The 16178-nt window shown below is 69.5% G+C and carries 16 protein-coding genes; 8 read left to right on the top strand and 8 right to left on the bottom strand.

Annotated elements, in window-relative coordinates; all coding sequences use genetic code 11:
* Positions 1 to 10: 10 nt before the first annotated feature.
* Positions 11 to 1105 (bottom strand): efflux RND transporter periplasmic adaptor subunit, encoded by a 1095-nt coding sequence (locus J3A75_RS19385; protein WP_209650688.1) that lies wholly within the window; start codon positions 1103 to 1105, stop codon positions 11 to 13.
* The gene (locus tag J3A75_RS19390; RefSeq protein ID WP_053622148.1) at positions 1102 to 2205 is read right to left on the bottom strand and encodes an efflux RND transporter periplasmic adaptor subunit; all 1104 of its coding nucleotides are present in this window, start codon (positions 2203 to 2205) and stop codon (positions 1102 to 1104) included. The genes J3A75_RS19385 and J3A75_RS19390 overlap by 4 nt, the downstream gene beginning before the upstream one ends.
* A gap of 97 nt (positions 2206 to 2302) precedes the next feature.
* Between J3A75_RS19390 and J3A75_RS19395 the strand changes: the two genes are divergently transcribed.
* The gene (locus J3A75_RS19395; protein WP_012319736.1) at positions 2303 to 2866 is read left to right on the top strand and encodes a TetR/AcrR family transcriptional regulator; all 564 of its coding nucleotides are present in this window, start codon (positions 2303 to 2305) and stop codon (positions 2864 to 2866) included.
* Positions 2867 to 2888: 22 nt separating this feature from the next.
* Here the strand turns inward: J3A75_RS19395 and J3A75_RS19400 are convergent, their stop codons facing one another.
* The 3 genes from J3A75_RS19400 to J3A75_RS19410 are packed head-to-tail and all read right to left on the bottom strand — an operon-like array spanning position 2889 to position 6282.
* Positions 2889 to 3953: a sensor histidine kinase gene (locus J3A75_RS19400; RefSeq protein ID WP_012319737.1), complete on the bottom strand. Its 1065-nt coding sequence runs from the start codon at positions 3951 to 3953 to the stop codon at positions 2889 to 2891.
* The gene (locus J3A75_RS19405) at positions 3950 to 4402 is read right to left on the bottom strand and encodes a response regulator (protein WP_012319738.1); all 453 of its coding nucleotides are present in this window, start codon (positions 4400 to 4402) and stop codon (positions 3950 to 3952) included. Before J3A75_RS19405 ends, J3A75_RS19400 begins: the two co-directional genes overlap by 4 nt.
* Positions 4399 to 6282, bottom strand: a complete 1884-nt coding sequence (locus J3A75_RS19410; protein ID WP_209650689.1) for an MHYT domain-containing protein — start codon at positions 6280 to 6282, stop codon at positions 4399 to 4401. The genes J3A75_RS19405 and J3A75_RS19410 overlap by 4 nt, the downstream gene beginning before the upstream one ends.
* A gap of 440 nt (positions 6283 to 6722) precedes the next feature.
* Here J3A75_RS19410 and J3A75_RS19415 point away from each other — a divergent pair, with 440 nt between their 5' ends.
* Positions 6723 to 7415 carry a hypothetical protein gene (locus tag J3A75_RS19415; RefSeq protein ID WP_053622150.1) on the top strand — a complete coding sequence of 231 codons (693 nt, stop codon included), beginning with the start codon at positions 6723 to 6725 and terminating at the stop codon, positions 7413 to 7415.
* 5 nt (positions 7416 to 7420) lie between these two features.
* Here J3A75_RS19415 and J3A75_RS19420 read toward each other — a convergent pair whose 3' ends face one another.
* Positions 7421 to 7699, bottom strand: coding sequence for a hypothetical protein (locus tag J3A75_RS19420; protein WP_012319741.1), 279 nt, complete (start codon positions 7697 to 7699; stop codon positions 7421 to 7423).
* A gap of 473 nt (positions 7700 to 8172) precedes the next feature.
* On the opposite strand from J3A75_RS19420, the gene frc reads away from it, so the two are divergent.
* Positions 8173 to 9450: a formyl-CoA transferase gene (frc, locus tag J3A75_RS19425; protein ID WP_012319742.1), complete on the top strand. Its 1278-nt coding sequence runs from the start codon at positions 8173 to 8175 to the stop codon at positions 9448 to 9450.
* Positions 9451 to 9639: 189 nt separating this feature from the next.
* Positions 9640 to 10572 (top strand): methionyl-tRNA formyltransferase, encoded by a 933-nt coding sequence (locus J3A75_RS19430; protein ID WP_029357431.1) that lies wholly within the window; start codon positions 9640 to 9642, stop codon positions 10570 to 10572.
* Between the two features lie 12 nt (positions 10573 to 10584).
* Here the strand turns inward: J3A75_RS19430 and J3A75_RS19435 are convergent, their stop codons facing one another.
* Positions 10585 to 11256 carry a class II aldolase/adducin family protein gene (locus J3A75_RS19435; protein WP_029357432.1) on the bottom strand — a complete coding sequence of 224 codons (672 nt, stop codon included), beginning with the start codon at positions 11254 to 11256 and terminating at the stop codon, positions 10585 to 10587.
* Positions 11257 to 11371: 115 nt separating this feature from the next.
* Entirely contained in the window at positions 11372 to 12649 is a 1278-nt protein-coding gene (gene oxlT / locus J3A75_RS19440) for an oxalate/formate MFS antiporter (RefSeq protein ID WP_012319745.1), read from the bottom strand.
* Between the two features lie 488 nt (positions 12650 to 13137).
* Between oxlT and J3A75_RS19445 the strand changes: the two genes are divergently transcribed.
* The 4 genes from J3A75_RS19445 to J3A75_RS19460 all read left to right on the top strand — a co-directional run bounded on the left by J3A75_RS19445 (position 13138) and on the right by J3A75_RS19460 (position 16177).
* Positions 13138 to 13830, top strand: coding sequence for a GntR family transcriptional regulator (locus J3A75_RS19445; RefSeq protein ID WP_012319746.1), 693 nt, complete (start codon positions 13138 to 13140; stop codon positions 13828 to 13830).
* Positions 13831 to 14224: 394 nt separating this feature from the next.
* Positions 14225 to 14374, top strand: coding sequence for a hypothetical protein (locus tag J3A75_RS19450; RefSeq protein WP_164891374.1), 150 nt, complete (start codon positions 14225 to 14227; stop codon positions 14372 to 14374).
* 213 nt (positions 14375 to 14587) lie between these two features.
* Entirely contained in the window at positions 14588 to 15556 is a 969-nt protein-coding gene (locus J3A75_RS19455; RefSeq protein WP_245295961.1) for an HD-GYP domain-containing protein, read from the top strand.
* 126 nt (positions 15557 to 15682) lie between these two features.
* Complete coding sequence (locus J3A75_RS19460) at positions 15683 to 16177, top strand: CAP domain-containing protein (protein ID WP_012319749.1); 495 nt, start codon at positions 15683 to 15685, stop codon at positions 16175 to 16177.
* The last annotated feature ends 1 nt before the right edge of the window (position 16178 follow it).

Genomic DNA, 16178 nt, shown 5'->3' on the forward strand with positions numbered 1-16178 from the left:
TGCGGCCGGATCAGACGGCGCCGTCGGTCAGGCGCACGGCCTGGCCTTCCTTGAGGACGTGGACGCCGGCCACGACGACGCGCTCGCCGGCCTTCAGACCGTCGACGACCGCGACGCGGCCGTCGTCCGCGTTGTCCCGCGCCGCGGCCACGGTGACGTCGCGGCGCGACACCGACTTCCCGTCGGGCGACACGACCCAGACCGAGCGGCGGGCGCCGTCCTCGAGCAGCGCCGAGGCGGGCAGCCGTACGGTGGGCGGGACCTTGCGCATGAGCGACACGTTGATGGTCGCGCCGAGCCGGAAGGCCGGGCCGGGATCGTCCAGGGTGATCCGGATGCGCTTGGACCGCGTCCCCGACTCGGCGAGCGGCGCGATCTCGCGGACGCGCCCGCGCGCCGTCAGCTCCGGCGCGCTCTGGAGCGCGACGGTGAAGACGCCGTCCGCCGGCAGGGCCCCGGCATGGGCTTCGGGAATGTCGACCACGGCCTCGCGGACGTCCGGCCGCGCCACGGTCACGACACCCTGGCCGGCGCTGAGCACCTGGCCGACCTCGGCGAGGCGCTGGGTCACGACGCCGTCGAACTCGGCCTTCAGCTCGGTGTAGCCCATCTGGTCGCGGGCCTTCTGGAGGCTCGCCATCGCCTGATCCACCCGGGCCCGGGCGGTCTCGCGCTTGGCGACCGCCTGATCGAGGGTCGCCTGGGAAACGGCGTTGCCGGACATCAGGCGCCGGGTCCGCGCCTCCGCAGCCTCGGCGTTCTCGGCCTGCGCCTTCGCGTCGGCGAGGTCGGCCTCGGCGCGGGTCAGGTCGAAGCGGGTCACGATGGTGTCGAGGGCGGCGAGGCGCTGGCCCCGGGTGACGAGGTCGCCGACCGTGACGTCCCGAGCCACCATGCGGCCGGGAATCTGGAAGCCGAGCTGCGCCTGGTAGCGCGGCTCGATCGTGCCGGCGAACGGCCCGAACGTGATGCTGTCCTTCGGCGCGACCACCTGCGTCAGCACCGGACGGACGGCAGCGGCCTCGCCGCCCTCCTCGCCGGGACCGTTGCAGCCGGCAAGCGCCGCCGTGACGAGTCCGAGCGCGAGATACGCGCGCGTCTTCATGGGCGGTCTCCGATCTCGGCGGCCGCGACGGTCTGGCCGGGGCGCAGGAACTGGATGCCGGCGACGACCACGCGCTCGCCCGGCTCGACGCCGCGCTTCAGCGCGATGATGTCGGGCCCGAAGCGGTCGATCTCCACCGCGCGCACCGAGACGGTCCTGCGGTCCGGATCGTAGATCCACACCGAGGGCCGCCCGTCGTAGCGGTACAGTGCCGACCAGGGCAGGACGACCGCTTCGTGCGGCGCGAAGCGGCCGCGGCCGACGACGACGGCGCCGAGCCCCATGGCGGCGGGCGTCGCCTTCAGACCGATCTTGACCCGCACCGTGCCGCTCGCGGCGTCCACCGTGGGCGAGATCTCCCGCACGGTCCCGACCGCGGTGACGGACGGGTCCGACTGGAGGGCCACCGCGATGGTGTCGCCGGCCGGCGGCTGGGCCAGCAGCGATTCGTAGACGTTGAAGACCGCGTCGCGGGGCCCGTCCTGCGCCACGACCAGCACGGTCTGGCCCGCCTGGACGACTTGGCCGACCTCGAAGCTGCGGCTCGTCACCACGCCGGACACCCCCGCGCGCAGCTCCGTGTACGAGAACTGCTCCTGCGCGGTCCCCAGCGCCGCCTTGGCCGAGTCGACCGCCGCCTGGGTCGTGCGCAGCTCCTGCTCGGCGTTGTCGTAGGTCGAGCGGGTGGTGAAGCCGCCGGCGAGGAGCTGCTTCTGACGCTCGTAGGACATCTTGGCCTGTGTCAGCAGCGCCTCGGCCGAAGCGAGGGCGGCCTTGGCGTTGTCGAGATTGGCCTGCTGCGTCAGGGGTTCGAGGACGGCGAGGACCTGATTGGCGGCGACGTGGTCGCCGACCTCGACGCGCCGCTCGGCGACCTTTCCGTTCGTCCGGAACGACACGTTCACCTGCGCCTGGGCCTGGATGTCGCCGGTCACCACGACGTCGAGCGCCAGCGGCGTCCGGTGCGCCTGCACCACCCGCACCCGGGCCAGAGCCGGATCGAAAGCCGTTTCCGGCTCGGCTCGGGCGCACCCGATCGAAGCGAGCGCGGTTAACACCAGCAGAACGGATGTCGATGGAAGGAAGGCGATGCGGTTCATGCGATCGACTGCGTCGGCGCGATTCGTGCGAATTGCGTGGCGCGTTCCTACGCCATCCATTACATACCGTCCAGACGGTCTTTAGTGCAGGCTTGTGATGCAGGTGAAGCGACAGCGACTGGCGGCGCGGCCCGAGATCATCCTGGAGGCGGCCGCGGCCGTTCTCCTGAAGGGGGGCGTCCGCGGGCTGACGATCGACGCGGTCGCGGTCGAGGCCGGGCTGAGCAAAGGCGGGGTTCTGCACCATTACGCGTCCAAGGACGCGCTGGTGGCGGCGCTGGTCGCCCGCAAGCTCGCGGACGTGCGCGCGGAGATCGATGCCTGCGCGCGGGAGATCCCGGCCGGCCCGTCGCAACTGCCCAGAGCGATGGTGGCCCATATCCGCGGGCACTATTGCGAGGATAACGAAGCCGCGCGCGCGCTCCTCCTGGCATCGATGGAATCGCCGGAAGCGCAGAAGGACTTTCAGGCTTTCGTCGCGGATCAGCTGGACCAGCTCGGACGGATCGAGGGCGCGCCCCCGGGCGAGGGCTCGGTCCTGTACTTCGCCATCTTGGGCCTGTTCATGAGCCGGGCGCTGGGCTTCCAGCAACTCGACGAGGACACCCTGGCGCCGATGCTCGACGCGCTCGACCGCATCGCCGGGCGAGCGGGCGGCTAGAGCCCGACGCTCAGCCTCGGGCTCAGGCTTGGAACGCCAGGATCGCCCGGGTGCCGGGACGGCCGGGGGCGTACGACAGGGCCGAGCGCAGGTTCGACGCCATGGCGCGCACGATGCGCGACCCGAGCCCGGTGCCGCGGATCTCGCCCTCCCCGGTCCAGCCGATGCCGTCGTCCTCGACGGCGAGCAGCACGGTGTCGGCGGCGTCCCGCTCGACCGCCACGCGGATCTCGCCCGAGGTGCCGACCGGGTAGGCGTACTTGTAAGCGTTGGTGACGAGCTCGGTCACGACCACGCCGACCGAGACAGCCTTGTCGGTCGAGAGCCGCACCGGCTCGGCCCGGAGGCGGATCGCGTGGTCCCGCCCGCTCGCCCGCATGGCGGCCTGCAATTCCTCGACGAGGCTCTGCAGGTAGGCGTCGAGCTCGACGGACTCGACGTCGTCCGAGGTGTAGAGGCGCCGGTGGATGCCGGCGATCGCCGAGATCCGGGCCTGCATCTCGTCGAGCGCCGCCTTGGCGGCCGGATCCGTGACGGCGTTGCGCTGCATGTGCGCCAGGGCGGCGACGAGGGCCAGGGAGTTGGCCACGCGGTGATTGACCTCGCGCAGCAGCAGCTCGGCGCGGTCGCGCGCCTCGCGCATCTCGGCCTCGGCCCGCTCCTTGTCGCGCCGCAGGCTCTCCTGCCGGAGGGCGGTGGCGACGGCCTCGCCGAGCAGCTCCCGGAACTGCCCCTGGACGTCCTTCCAGACGTAGTCCACCGCCCCCGCCTTCAGGGCCGCCACGGCGACGCGGCTGTCCTCGGAACCGGTCACGTAGATGACCGGCGGCGCCTCGGGCAGCGCGCGGATCTCCGGCAGCAGGTCGAGGCCCGTCTGCCCGGGCATGTGGTGGTCGAGGGCGACGGCGTCGATCCCGCCCTGCGCCAGTCGCGCCAGCCCCGCGGCACCGTCGGGACAGAGCTCGACGGCGTAGCCGCGCGCCTCCAGGGCGCGCCGGACCAGGCGGCCGAGGCCGGGATCGTCGTCGATGTAGAGGATGCGTGCCGCCGCAGCGGTGCCGCCCACGCTGGCACGCCCGGCACTCATGGGTTCTGCGGAACCTGCATGACCGAGAAGAACAGCCCGAGCTGGCGGATCGCGTTCGCGAAGCCGTCGTAGCTCACCGGCTTGGTGATGTAGACGTTGGCCCCGAGATCGTAGCAGCGCTGGATCTCGCGGCTGTCGTCCGTCGTGGTCAGCACCACCACCGGTGACCGCCGCGTGTGCGGGTTCGCCTTGACCTTCTCGAGGATGTCGAGGCCGGTCATGTCCGGCAGGTTGAGATCGAGCAGGATCAGCAGGTGACGTCGGGCGCTCGCCTCGCCGGAGCCGTCCGCGCCGAGCAGATAGTCCAGCGCCGACGTGCCGTTCCGGAACTGCACGATGTCGTTGTTGACGCCGGCGCGGCGAATGTTCCGCTCGATCAGGCGCGCATGTCCCTCGTCATCCTCGATCATCACGATGCTGACGGGGTGCACGGGCGGCTCCACGCTCATTCGGCGGCGATGGGCGCCGGTTCAGGGTCTAACCGGACCGCTGTAGCTGTCCCGCGCGGCAAGGTCACGTCGAACGTCGTGCCGACGCCGAGTTCTGAACGGATCTCGATCCGGCCGCCGAACGAGCGCACCAGCGCCTTCACGTGGGCCAGGCCGATCCCCTCGCCCGGGCGGTCCTGTGTGCCCGATCGGCGGAAAAGCTCGAAGACGCGGGCGTGGTCCCGGGCGGCGATGCCCCGACCGTTGTCGGCGACGGAGAAGCAGACACCGCGCTCGCCCACGGCCTTGGCCGTCACGGTGATGCGTCCGGGCCGACTCGGGTCGAGGTATTTCACGGCGTTGTCCAGCAGGTTGCCGAAGACCTGCTCGATCGCGAGCCGGTCGGCGACGATCTCGGGCAGGTCGCGGGCGATCGTCACCGTGGCGCCGACCGCCTCCGCCTGATGCCGCTGGGCATCGGCCACGCCGCGGAGCAGGCCGGTCATGTCGAGGGGCTCGGGCGAGAACTGTCGCCGCCCCTCCCGGGAGAGCTTCAGGATGGCGGCGATCAGCCCTTCCATCCGGTTCACCGCCGCCTTGATGAAGCCGAGCGCCTCGCCGAGATCGGCGTCGAGCCGATCCGCCTCCGGATGTCCCCGGAGGGCCGCGGCGATCTCGGTCCGGGTCGCCTCCAGTTCGCTCGTGAATCCCATCACGTTGACCAGCGGCGCGCGGAGGTCGTGGCTGACGATGTAGGCGTAGCGCTGGATCTCCTCGTTGGACTCGCGCAGATCGGATTCGGCCAGTCTCTGCTCGGTGATGTCCGTGTGGACGCCGACCCACTCGCGGATCTCGCCCCGCGCGTCGAAGACCGGGATGGCGCGGATCGCGAAATGTCGCCACGTTCCGTCGCGGGACCGGACCCGGTGCTCGTGGACGTAGGTACGCCGTGCCCGGACGGTCGCGTTCCAGGTCTCGATGGACAATTCCATGTCGTCGGGATGGACCGCGTCGGCCCAGCCGTAGCCCTGATACTGGTCCCGCGTCTGACCGGTGATCGCGCTCCAGCCCGGCTGCTCGCCGAGCATCCGGCCCTCGGCATCGTTGGTCCAGAGCACGCCGCGCACCGCCTGCACGGCGGCGCGGAACCGCGCCTCGCTCGCCTGGAGTTCGCGCTGCACGCGCTGCTGGTCCAGCGAGGAGGCGAGCATCGCGAGGAACAGGATGAGGAACGTCGCGCCGGCGACGTAGAGGGCGAGGTTCTGCTGGCCCGGAACGCCGGTGGCCACGTGGGCGGCGTGGGCGCCGGCCGCCTCGGCGGTGATCGTCGCCGCGGCCATGCCGGTGTAGTGCATCCCCGCCACCGCGAGGCCCATCACACACGCCGCGGCGAGCTTCTGCCAGACGCCGTGCTGCCGGAAGGAGAGCCACAGGGCCGCGGTCGCCGCGGTCACGGCGATCGCCACCGAGAGCGCGACCACCGCCGGGCTGTAGGCGAGGTCGCCCGGGATCCGGAGCGCCGCCATGCCGGTGTAATGCATGCCGGCGACGCCCAGACCCATCAGGGGGCCGGCCACGAGAAGTCCGCCCGGCCCCTCGCCGACGCGCGCCACCCACAGGAAGGCGGCCCCGGTCACCGCGACGGCGATCGCGAGAGACAGGAGGGTGAGGCCGATGTCGTAGGCGGCCGGCATGCCCATCTCGAAGGCCAGCATGCCGACGAAGTGCATCGACCAGATGCCGCCGCCCATGGCGAGTGCGGCACCGGCGATCCATGGCCAGCGCGGCCCCGCGACGGGCCCGCGGATCCGCGCCCCCAGGTCCAGCGCGGTGTAGGACGCGAAGACGGCGAGGCCGATCGACAGGGCGACCAGCGCCGGGTTGTAGCCAATATGGACCATCGACTGCGATCGACGCGTGAGGGGCGCTCCTCGCGATGTATCCCGGGTAGATGGCGGGCGCCATCGCGATTCGGAGCCGGCCAAGTCTCCGAGATACCGAGACTGTGCCGCGAGGCCCGAGGGCGGGGCCGGGATGGGTGCGGGTCCGCGGCCGGGGCTCTGCCTGCGGGCGCGCGACAGGTCCGGGCAAGCAGGTTCGGCCACGATCCACCTTGGACCCGCCCCGGCGTAGGCAAGCGGACGGGGTGCGCGCATGGCCGGGTCGAGGCGGAGCGGCGATTGCAGTCTGCGCGTCTCGGCGGACAGGTCACGATCGGCGCCCGACGCCGACGCGCGGCTGGGCCGCGACGAAAAATTCGCGTGCGTCACACGGCGATGGTCTCTCCCGGCGTCCGCCCGCGTTCTAGGTTCTGTCGATCGCTCAACGCGAATGCAGGTTCATGAACGGACACGCGGCGGCACGATTTCCGGACGACCTGCGCGAGGCCCTGGCGCAGGCTCTGTACGAGTCTGAGCGGACGGAGGGAGAGGATCGCGCCCTCTGGACCGACCCGGACCTGGAGGCCCGGCACCCCGGTCTCCGCGAGCGCTATCGTCGATCCGCCGACGCCCTCGCGGCCGGCCCGCTGGCGGATCTGCTGGCGGCCCGACGGGCCGACGAGGAGGAGTTGCGGGTGCTGCGCCGGCAGCGGATGTCGCCCGAGCGCGAGCGGGAACTCCTCGAGGCCAACAACCGCCTCCTCGCCCGCGCCGAAGCGGCCGAGACGGCGCGGAGTGCCGCGGAAGAGGCGCTCGTGACGCTGCGCCGCGAGCGCGACGTCGCCCGGGAGGCGGAGGCGTTCTGGCAGCAATTCGCCTTCGACGCCGACGATCTCGCGACCCGGCGCCTCATCGAGCAGACCGACGCCCGCGCCGAGGCCGAGCGGCGAGCGATCGAGGAGCGGTGCCGACGGGAGCGCGCGGAGGCGGCGCTGCGCCTCTTCGCCGATCGCGCCGACGTCATGCCCAAGGAGGGATGGGCGTCGGAACTGGCGAAGGCCAATCGCGACATCCCGCTGTGGTGGTTCCACGCGGCCCGCGTCGCCCTCGAGCCGCCGGATCTGTCCCGACCGACCGAGAGCGGCGAGGCCTGAGCACCTCAGGCGGCCGCGGGCTGCTTCGCGGGCGTGTCTCGGAACAGCGCCGTGCAGCCGGAGCCGCGATGCATGCTCAGGATCGACGCACGGTCGATCTCCGGATGGGTCTTGAGCACCTTCTGGACGCAGGCGAGCACGCGCTCGTACTGCGCGGCGTCGTAATTCGGTTCCAGCGGGCTCACGGCAATGTAAGTCTCGACCACGAGAACGCGCTCGGCGCGGTCGTGGGCGACGTCGACGGCGATCCAGGACGACTTGATCAGGCTGGTGCTGGCGAGCATGGGCGTTCCTCGTGCAGCGTTACATCGTGCCCCCTACGGCTGCGGCACGCTTTTCATCCCGCAGCCAGAGGCAATTTTGGCGAAATCATGGACCGCCTGTCCCGGAATGCCAAGGGGGCGCTGCCGGCGACGCGCGTTCGCGCTGTGCCGCGTGTTGAGCGTCGGCGCGCCCCGGCTTACGCTCCGGCATCGGCCGTCACCGGAGACGTCCACAATAGGCACTCGCGTCCGCCAGATGGCATGTGGTATACAAATTGGCGGACTCGTCACCCCGAGTCCGCGTGACGGTGTCGCGATACGACGAGACCGCGCTTCGGGAGGGAGAACAGACATGATCCGTTCGAGGATGGAAGGCCCCTGCCCCGGCGTCGCGGCACGCGCGTCACGGGCCCGTGCAGGCATCGAATCGGTATCCCGCGCGGCCTGAGCCGCCCTCCGTCATCCCCACACCGACTCCAGCTCCGAGACCGATCATGACCAAGGCCCTCGAAGGCGTCCGCATCCTGGACTTCACCCACGTTCAATCCGGTCCGACCTGTACGCAGCTCCTGGCCTGGTTCGGCGCCGACGTCATCAAGGTCGAGCGGCCGGGCGTCGGCGACGCCACGCGCCAGCAGCTTCAGGACATCCCGGACGTGGACAGCCTCTATTTCACGATGCTGAACCACAACAAGCGGTCGATCACGCTCGACTCGAAGAACCCCAAGGGCAAGGAGGTTCTCTGGCGCCTGATCAAGGAATGCGATGTCCTCGTCGAGAATTTCGCGCCCGGCGCCCTCGCCCGCATGGGCCTGACCTGGGAGAAGATCCACGAGGCCAACCCGCGGATGATCCTGGCCTCCGTGAAGGGCTTCGGTCCGGGCCGCTACGAAGATTGCAAGGTCTACGAGAACGTCGCGCAGTGCGCCGGCGGCTCCGCCTCGACGACGGGCTTCCGCGACGGCATCCCGATGGTGACGGGCGCGCAGATCGGTGATTCCGGCACGGGCTTGCACCTCGCCCTCGGCATCGTCACGGCGCTCTATCATCGGACCCAGAGCGGCCTCGGCCAGAAGGTCGACTGCGCCATGCAGGACGGCGTGCTGAACCTGTGCCGGGTGAAGCTGCGCGACCAGCAGCGGCTCGCGCACGGGCCGCTCAAGGAGTACAGCCAGTTCGGCGAGGGCATCCCCTTCGGCGAGGCGACCCCGCGCGCGGGCAACGATTCGGGTGGCGGTCAGCCGGGCCGCATCCTGCGCTGCAAGGGCTGGGAGCAGGATCCGAACGCCTATATCTACGTCATCACCCAGGCCGCCGTCTGGGAGCCGATCTGCGACATCATCGGTGAGCCGGATTGGAAGACCGATCCGAACTACGCCACCCCGAAGGCCCGCCTGCCGCATCTCAACGAGATCTTCACGCGGATCGAGGCCTGGACAATGAAGGTGTCCAAGTTCGAGGTGATGGACACCCTGAACAAGTACGACATCCCCTGCGGCCCGATCCTGTCGATGAAGGAGATCGCCGAGGACGAGTCGCTGCGGAAGACCGGCACCATCGTGGAGGTCGATCACCCGACCCGCGGCAAGTACCTGACGGTCGGCAATCCCATCAAGCTGTCGGCGAGCCCGAGCGAGGTGACCCGCTCGCCGCTCCTCGGCGAGCACACCGAGGAGATCCTGCGCTCCGTGCTCGGCTACTCCGAGGCCGAGGTCGGCGAGATCTCCGAGTCCGGCGCGATCGGCGCGGTCCAGAAGATCGCGGCCGAGTGATCGGTCTCCGGCGAGCCGCGGCCGAGGCTCCGGATCGCTGAAGTTACAATCCGGGGGCGCGCGTGCCGCGCGGCCCCGGATTCCGGGTGACGCCGTTCGACGGCCAGGGCACGGTCGCGCCGCCGAGCCAGCGCTCGGTCCGTTCCATCCCGGTCCCGCGCAGGGCCCGGACGACACCCAGGAGCCTGCATGCGCATCGCCTTCATCGGTCAACAGGATTTCGGAAAAGCGGTCCTGGAGGCGTTCCTCGAGCGAGGCGATGAGGTTGCCGCGGTGTTCTGCGCGCCCGAGAAGCCCGGCGCCAAGCCGGACGTCCTGAAGACGGCGGCCGTCGAGAAGGGGCTGACGGTCTTCCAGTTTCCCAGCTTGAAGAGCCCCGAGGCCGAGGCCGCGATGCGCGGCCTGAACGCCGATATCGGCATCATGGCCTACGTGCTCCAGTTCGCGCCGCAGAGCTTCGTCAACATCCCGACGCACGGCACCATCCAGTATCATCCGAGCCTGCTCCCGCGTTACCGCGGCCCGTCGTCGATCAACTGGCCGATCGCCCGGGGCGAGTTGCAGACCGGCCTGACCATCTTCCGGCCTACCGACGGCCTCGACGAGGGCCCGGTGATCCTGCAGAAATCCTGCCCGATCGGCGCCGACGCGACCCTGGGCGACGTCTACTTCGACAACCTGTTCCCGATGGGCGTTGCGGCCATGCTCGAGGCAGCCGATCTCGTCGTGGCCGGCCAGCATGTCGAGATCGATCAGGACGAGGACGCAGCGAGCTACGAGGGCTGGTTCCGCGCCGCCGAGGCGGAGATCCACTGGTCCTCCCACGCCGAGCAGATCTACAACCTGATCCGCTCGGCCAACCCGGCGCCCGGCGCCTGGACCACCCACGACGGCAAGAAGCTGCAGATCTTCGACTGCAGCCTGCATCGCATCCGCAAGCTCGCCGACGTCGTCGGCAAGCCCGGCGAGGTGATCGCCGTCGACGATCAGGGATTCAGCGTCTGCGCCCAGGGCGGCCAGATCGAAGTCCGCAAGGTCAAGGCGGAGGGCGGCAAGAAGGTCGCGGCGGCCGAGTTCGCCCGGGAAGCCGGACTGGCGGTCGGACAGATCCTGGGGCGCTAGGCCAACCTCGCGTCAGGTCGTCTCCGGCGCGGTCTGCCGCGCCGCGTTCAGACCGTAGCCGCGGAAGCGCTCGACCGTGGCGCCGATCTCGTCGTCGGACAGGATGATCGGCGTCCCGATCTGCCGCGCGACGGCGTATTGCTGGCAGAGCGTTTCCAGCTCGACGGCGAGCCACAGCGCCTTCTCCAGGCTCGCGCCGGCCGCGATCATGCCGTGGTTGGCGAGGAGGCAGACGTTGCGGTCGACGAGCGCCGCGAGGGCGAGGTCCGAGAGTTCCGCCGTGCCGTACGGCGCGTAAGGCGCGCAACGCACTGTCGGGCCGCCGAAGGCCGCGATCATGTAGTGGACCGCCGGGATGGCCTCCCCGCACATCGCGAAGGCGGTGCAGTAGACCGGATGCGCGTGGACCACCGCGTGGAATCCCGGACGGGACGCCAGGATGTCTCGGTGGAAGCGCCATTCCGACGAGGGCTTCTGGTCCGGCGGGTGCGTGCCGTCGAGGTCCAACCGGACCACGTCGTCCGGTCCGGTCCGGTCGGTGGGCATGCCGGACGGAGTGATCAGGAGCCCGTCGCGGAAGCGCACCGAGACATTGCCCGAGGTGCCGCGGTTCAGCCCCTGGGCGTCGAGCGCCCGCGCCGCCGCCACGACGCTCTCCCGCGCGATCCGCTCGTCTCTGTCCATGATGCCCGGTCTCCGGAAGGCCCGGTTCCCGGTATGCAGGAAGCCCGGCGCCGTAAAGACGGCGCCGGGCTCATCACGTCGGTTCGGCGTCGCGGCGCCGGACGACCGGGGCCTGCTACTGCGCCAGCACCGGCGCGAGGCCCGCCTCGGGCTTCTTGGTGTAGGCGGCGCGCATCGGCTTGAGGACGAACAGCGCCAGCAGGGCCGCCAGGATGTTGAGGGCCGCGGCCGCCAGGAACACCGTGTGCCAGCTCCCGGTCATGGTCGTGAGCACGCTGGTGTAGGGGACGATCAGCGCCGCGGTGCCCTTGGCCGTGTAGAGCAGGCCGGCATTCGTCGCCGCGTATTTCGACCCGAACGTGTCGCCGCAGGTCGCCGGGAACAGCGAGTAGATCTCGCCCCAGGCGAAGAAGACGAGCCCCGTCAGCAGCACGAAGGCGATCGGGTTCTGGCCGAACTGGCTCAGCGCGTAGATGCCCAGGCCCTCGATCGCGAAGGACAGGAACATCGTGTTCTCGCGGCCGATATGGTCGGAGACCCAGCCGAAGAACGGACGCGTCACGCCGTTGAGCACCCGGTCGAGCGTGGCCGCGAAGGTCAGCGCCGGCAGCGTGATCCCGAGGAGCGAGACCGGGACGTCGGCGATCTTGAAGTCCTTGGCGATCGGGCCGAGCTGCGCGGTGGCCATCAGACCGCCGGCGGCCATCATGACGAACATCGCGTACATGACCCAGAAGATCGGCGTGCGGACCATCTCGGACGGCTTGTAGTCCCGCTTCGACTGGCTGACCCGGGCGACCTCCGGAACCTGACCCTTGGCCGGCGCGCGCAGGAACAGCGCGATCAGCATGACGATCACGCCCTGCCCGATGCCGAAGTAGAAGAAGGCCGCCTCGTAGCCCTGGGACTTGATCATCGCCTGGATCGGCACGACCGTCAGCGCCGAACCCGCGCCGAAACCCATGGCGGTGATGCCGGCGGCCAGGCCGCGGCGATCGGGGAACCACTTCAGCGAGTTGCCGACACAGGTTCCGTAGACCGCACCCGCACCGGTGCCGCCGATCGCGGCCGCGATGTAGAGGACGGTGAGCGAATCCGCGTAGGAGTTGATCACCCAAGCGATGGCGCAGAGCAGACCGCCGAACAGCGTGACGATCCGCGGGCCGTACTTATCGACGAACCAGCCCTCGATCGGGACCAGCCAGGTCTCGGTGACGACGAACAGCGTGAAGGCCACCTGGATCGCCGCGCGATCCCAGCCGTGGCGCTCCTGCATCGGGCTCACGAAGAAGGTCCAGCCGTACTGCATGTTGGCGATCATGCACATGCAGACGACGCCGAAGGCGAGTTGCAGCCAGCGGCCGCGCCCCACCGGTTTGACGATCTCGGACATACCGTTCCCTCCTGGACAGTATTATTGTTGGCGTTCGCGCTCAGGCCAGCTTTATGCCTTGCCAGAGCGCAGCTTGGCAGAACAACTTGACCGGAATTCTTAGAAAAATTCTTGGCCCGCGGGCAAATAATCTCTGTAGTAGCCGCCACCCGCCTGGCACCGGACGATGATGTCTGATGGTCGACGGTATGCCAGCAAGATGGTGCTGATTTAATCCCAGGCTGTCAATCGAACCTGCAAAAAAACACACCTCAGCCGGGTTGGATTAAACACTTGGCTCGAACGTGCCTCGCACGTGGCTGCGAGGGGCCCGGATTTCGGTTGCGTTCGCGCCACTTCTAACGTGCCGGAAGGCGGCAAAGGTCACAGGTCTGTGGGACCGCGCCGCAATCGACTAGGATCTTGCAAAGGTTTGGGTTAGGTCGTTTGAGAGCGCACGACAGAGAATGCGTGCGGGACATCATGCGTGTGAGCCGACTGGACGAGGGATGTCGAATTCCGAACCGCTGAGCGTGAAGCCCATCGTCGCCAGCTCCAGTCTCCGGACATTGGCCTACGAGGCGCTCAAAACGGCCATCACCAACATGGACATCTACGGGCGTCCGGACGAGGTGCGTCTCGACGAGCGGAAGCTGTCGCAGGATCTCGGTGTCAGCCGCACGCCGGTGCGCGAGGCCCTGACGGTTCTTGAGCAGGAGGGCTTCGTCCGCTCCGAAGCGCGGCGCGGTGTCTTCGTGATCAAGAAGAACAAGCGCGAGATCGTCAGCATGATCCACGCGTGGACGGCGCTGGAGAGCATGGCGGCCCGTCTCGCCTGCGCGCGCGCCACCGACGCGCAACTGCGCTCGTTGCGCGAATCGTTCCCTGAATTCTTCGAGGGGCAGCCGTCCGAGCACATCGACGAGTACTCCGATGCGAACATCCGCTTCCACCAGCGCATCATCGCGCTGGGTCACTGCGAGGCGATCGCCGATCTGACCAGCAATCTGCTGATGCATGTCCGCGGCATCCGCAGCACCGCGCTCCGGCAGGGCGACCGAGCGGAGCGCTCGATACGGGAGCACGTCGCCATCATCTCGGCGCTCGAAGCCCGCGATGCAGATCTGGCCGAGAGGCTCGTCCGCGAGCACGGTCTCGGTCTCGCGCAACACGTCGACACCTACGGCGACTACCTGGACTGATCGCCGCCCGAGCTCACGACCGGCGGCGATGAGACCGGGATTGCGTCGCGGCTCATCCGTCAGCACGCCTGCGCGCACTTGCGCGGCATCATCGACGTCGCGTCTGTCGGCTCCGATGCACAGTCGAGACCCGGTCTAACGGGATCTCAAATCGAATCGTGCACGATCGTTGCGGCGCTGCAAAAAATCCGGCCGCGGAGCGCTCAAACGTGGCGCGCCACCTATCCGATCGAGAGCATGGCGCCGAGGGAAAACCGTCGCGAGCGGGCGTGCACGCGCTCTCCATGCATGCACGGCATGAACGGTATTCGTAATCTGGCATACCAAGTTGCGCCGCGGCATGACACGTATCGCATCGCAACATGTCCCGTTCGAAACCGCGCCGGATAGTCCGATGATCGCCAGCTTCCTCGCCATCTTTGTCGCCTTCGCCGCCTGCCAGGCGTTGCTGACCGTGAAGTTCGCGGACTTCCTCTCCGCCGCGGAGGGTGGTCACGCGACCGTCGAGCCCGCCGCCGACGTCGCGTCCGCGAAGCTCGCCTGAGGACAAGGCCGGTCCGCAGCGTCTGAGAATGCGTAGGGTTAACGCTTTCCTCAAATTTTACGCGTAGGGTGAACCGATCGTTGACCGTGCGGGCGAGGAGCTACCGCGTTGGCCCTCGGCCCCGCATCGCGTTTCTCGGACGGGCCTTTCGTCCTGATCGTCTCGGATCGTCCGTCCGAACGATCGGCCCTCGAGCGCGCGATCGCGCTAGTGATGGACTGTCGTGCGATTCCGCCCGGCGTCCCGCTGCCGTCGGGGCGGCCACATCTCGTCATCCTGGACCTGCCGCCGGCCCGTAGCGCCGAGCTGCAATCCACCCTCGCCCATCACGGACCGCCGGTCCCGCGCCTCGTTCTCGTGCGCGGCGAACCCCTGCCGGCCGCTCGCTACCTCCGTCAGCTGCCGGCCGCGTCGCCCCGCCAGCTTGTATTGGCGAATGTCTTCGCCATGATCGAGGAGGCGACGCGCTCCGCCGAGTTGCGGCAGCGTCGGCTCCTGGAGCGCGTCTCGGGCGCCACCGCCGTCGTCGCCGAGATCTTCGACAGCGCCGCCCTCGGCGCCCGTCTGCAGCGCGCCGACGCGGATCGCGGAACCGAGCTGGTCCTCGCGGCCGTCTCGGAGGTCGGGATCGCCGAGTGGCTCACCGCGGTGTGGCGCCACGAGATCGGCGTTTACCAGCACACCCTCGGCGTCGCCGGCCACGCCGCCACCTTCGGCTCGCAGATCGGCCTCGGTCAGACCGACCTCGCGTTGCTGGTGCGCTCGGCGCTGCTGCACGACATCGGCAAGGCGCGCATCCCCGCGGAGATCCTCAACAAGCCGGGACCGCTCAATCCCGAGGAATCGCGCCTCATGCAGCGCCATCCCGATATCGGCGCCGATCTGCTTCGCGTGCACGGCGATTTCGAGGAGGCGGTGATCGACGTGGTCCTTCACCACCACGAGCGTCTTGACGGGAAGGGCTATCCCGATCGGCTGTCCGGTGCGGCGATCTCGGACCTCGTGCGGATCGTGACGATCTGCGACGTGTTCTCCGCCCTGACCGAGCGGCGCACCTATCGGCAGCCTGCCACTCCCGCGGAGGCGCTGTCGATCATGGCCGACAACACCGGGCATTTGGATCCGGATCTCCTGCGCGCCTTCGCGCCCTCCATGCTCAAGGGCAGCGCCCTGGCGGCCTGATCCGGGCCCGGCGTGGCGCCGGCGCCACGCTGTTCGGCGGGATGGTCCGGGCGCGCCGCGCGCCGCGCTTTCGCCGCAACCGCGCCGGAGGGAGGCGATCCCGTCACACGATTTGCCGACCGGACCGTGCCCAAGCTCAGTCTCGCCCTCGCTGTCGCCCTCCCGCTGGCCCTCGCCGGGTGCGGCGGTCTCTCGGTCCTGCCCGAGACTCCCGTCGAGAACGCGACGCACACCGCCGTGCTCGACGAGGTCGCGGCCGCCGCGGCGATCTCGGCCTACCGGGTCCAGCACGGCCTGAGCCCGGTCGTGGTCGACTCGGCTCTCGTGAAGGCGGCGGCCTTCCAGGCCGGCAACAACGCCCGCCACGGCCAGCTCAGCCACGATGTCGGCGGCAGCTTCACCTCGCGCATGGCGTCGGCCGGTCTCGCGAGATCCTGGGCGGCCGAGAATCTCAGCGCCGGGTCCGAGACCCTGGAGCAGGTGCTCGCCCGCTGGAAGGCGAGTCCCGAGCACAACAGGAACATGCTGCTGCCGCAGATCCGCAGGATCGGGATCGCCCGGGTCGATGCCCCGACCACCCGGTACAAGCGCTTCTGGGCGCTCGTGATGGCCGGCGGCTGAC

The sequence above is a fragment of the Methylobacterium sp. PvP105 genome (assembly GCF_017876975.1).
GTDB lineage: Bacteria > Pseudomonadota > Alphaproteobacteria > Rhizobiales > Beijerinckiaceae > Methylobacterium > Methylobacterium radiotolerans.

Coding starts and splice junctions, on each gene's coding strand:
- J3A75_RS19430 (WP_029357431.1), top strand. CDS start 9,640: ATGCGCATCGCCTTCATCGGTCAACAGGATTTCGGAAAAGCGGTCCTG.
- J3A75_RS19415 (WP_053622150.1), top strand. CDS start 6,723: ATGAACGGACACGCGGCGGCACGATTTCCGGACGACCTGCGCGAGGCC.
- J3A75_RS19420 (WP_012319741.1), bottom strand. CDS start 7,699: ATGCTCGCCAGCACCAGCCTGATCAAGTCGTCCTGGATCGCCGTCGAC.
- J3A75_RS19450 (WP_164891374.1), top strand. CDS start 14,225: ATGATCGCCAGCTTCCTCGCCATCTTTGTCGCCTTCGCCGCCTGCCAG.
- oxlT (WP_012319745.1), bottom strand. CDS start 12,649: ATGTCCGAGATCGTCAAACCGGTGGGGCGCGGCCGCTGGCTGCAACTC.
- frc (WP_012319742.1), top strand. CDS start 8,173: ATGACCAAGGCCCTCGAAGGCGTCCGCATCCTGGACTTCACCCACGTT.
- J3A75_RS19405 (WP_012319738.1), bottom strand. CDS start 4,402: ATGAGCGTGGAGCCGCCCGTGCACCCCGTCAGCATCGTGATGATCGAG.
- J3A75_RS19410 (WP_209650689.1), bottom strand. CDS start 6,282: ATGGTCCATATTGGCTACAACCCGGCGCTGGTCGCCCTGTCGATCGGC.
- J3A75_RS19385 (WP_209650688.1), bottom strand. CDS start 1,105: ATGAAGACGCGCGCGTATCTCGCGCTCGGACTCGTCACGGCGGCGCTT.
- J3A75_RS19445 (WP_012319746.1), top strand. CDS start 13,138: ATGTCGAATTCCGAACCGCTGAGCGTGAAGCCCATCGTCGCCAGCTCC.
- J3A75_RS19435 (WP_029357432.1), bottom strand. CDS start 11,256: ATGGACAGAGACGAGCGGATCGCGCGGGAGAGCGTCGTGGCGGCGGCG.
- J3A75_RS19455 (WP_245295961.1), top strand. CDS start 14,588: ATGGACTGTCGTGCGATTCCGCCCGGCGTCCCGCTGCCGTCGGGGCGG.
- J3A75_RS19390 (WP_053622148.1), bottom strand. CDS start 2,205: ATGAACCGCATCGCCTTCCTTCCATCGACATCCGTTCTGCTGGTGTTA.
- J3A75_RS19395 (WP_012319736.1), top strand. CDS start 2,303: ATGCAGGTGAAGCGACAGCGACTGGCGGCGCGGCCCGAGATCATCCTG.
- J3A75_RS19400 (WP_012319737.1), bottom strand. CDS start 3,953: ATGAGTGCCGGGCGTGCCAGCGTGGGCGGCACCGCTGCGGCGGCACGC.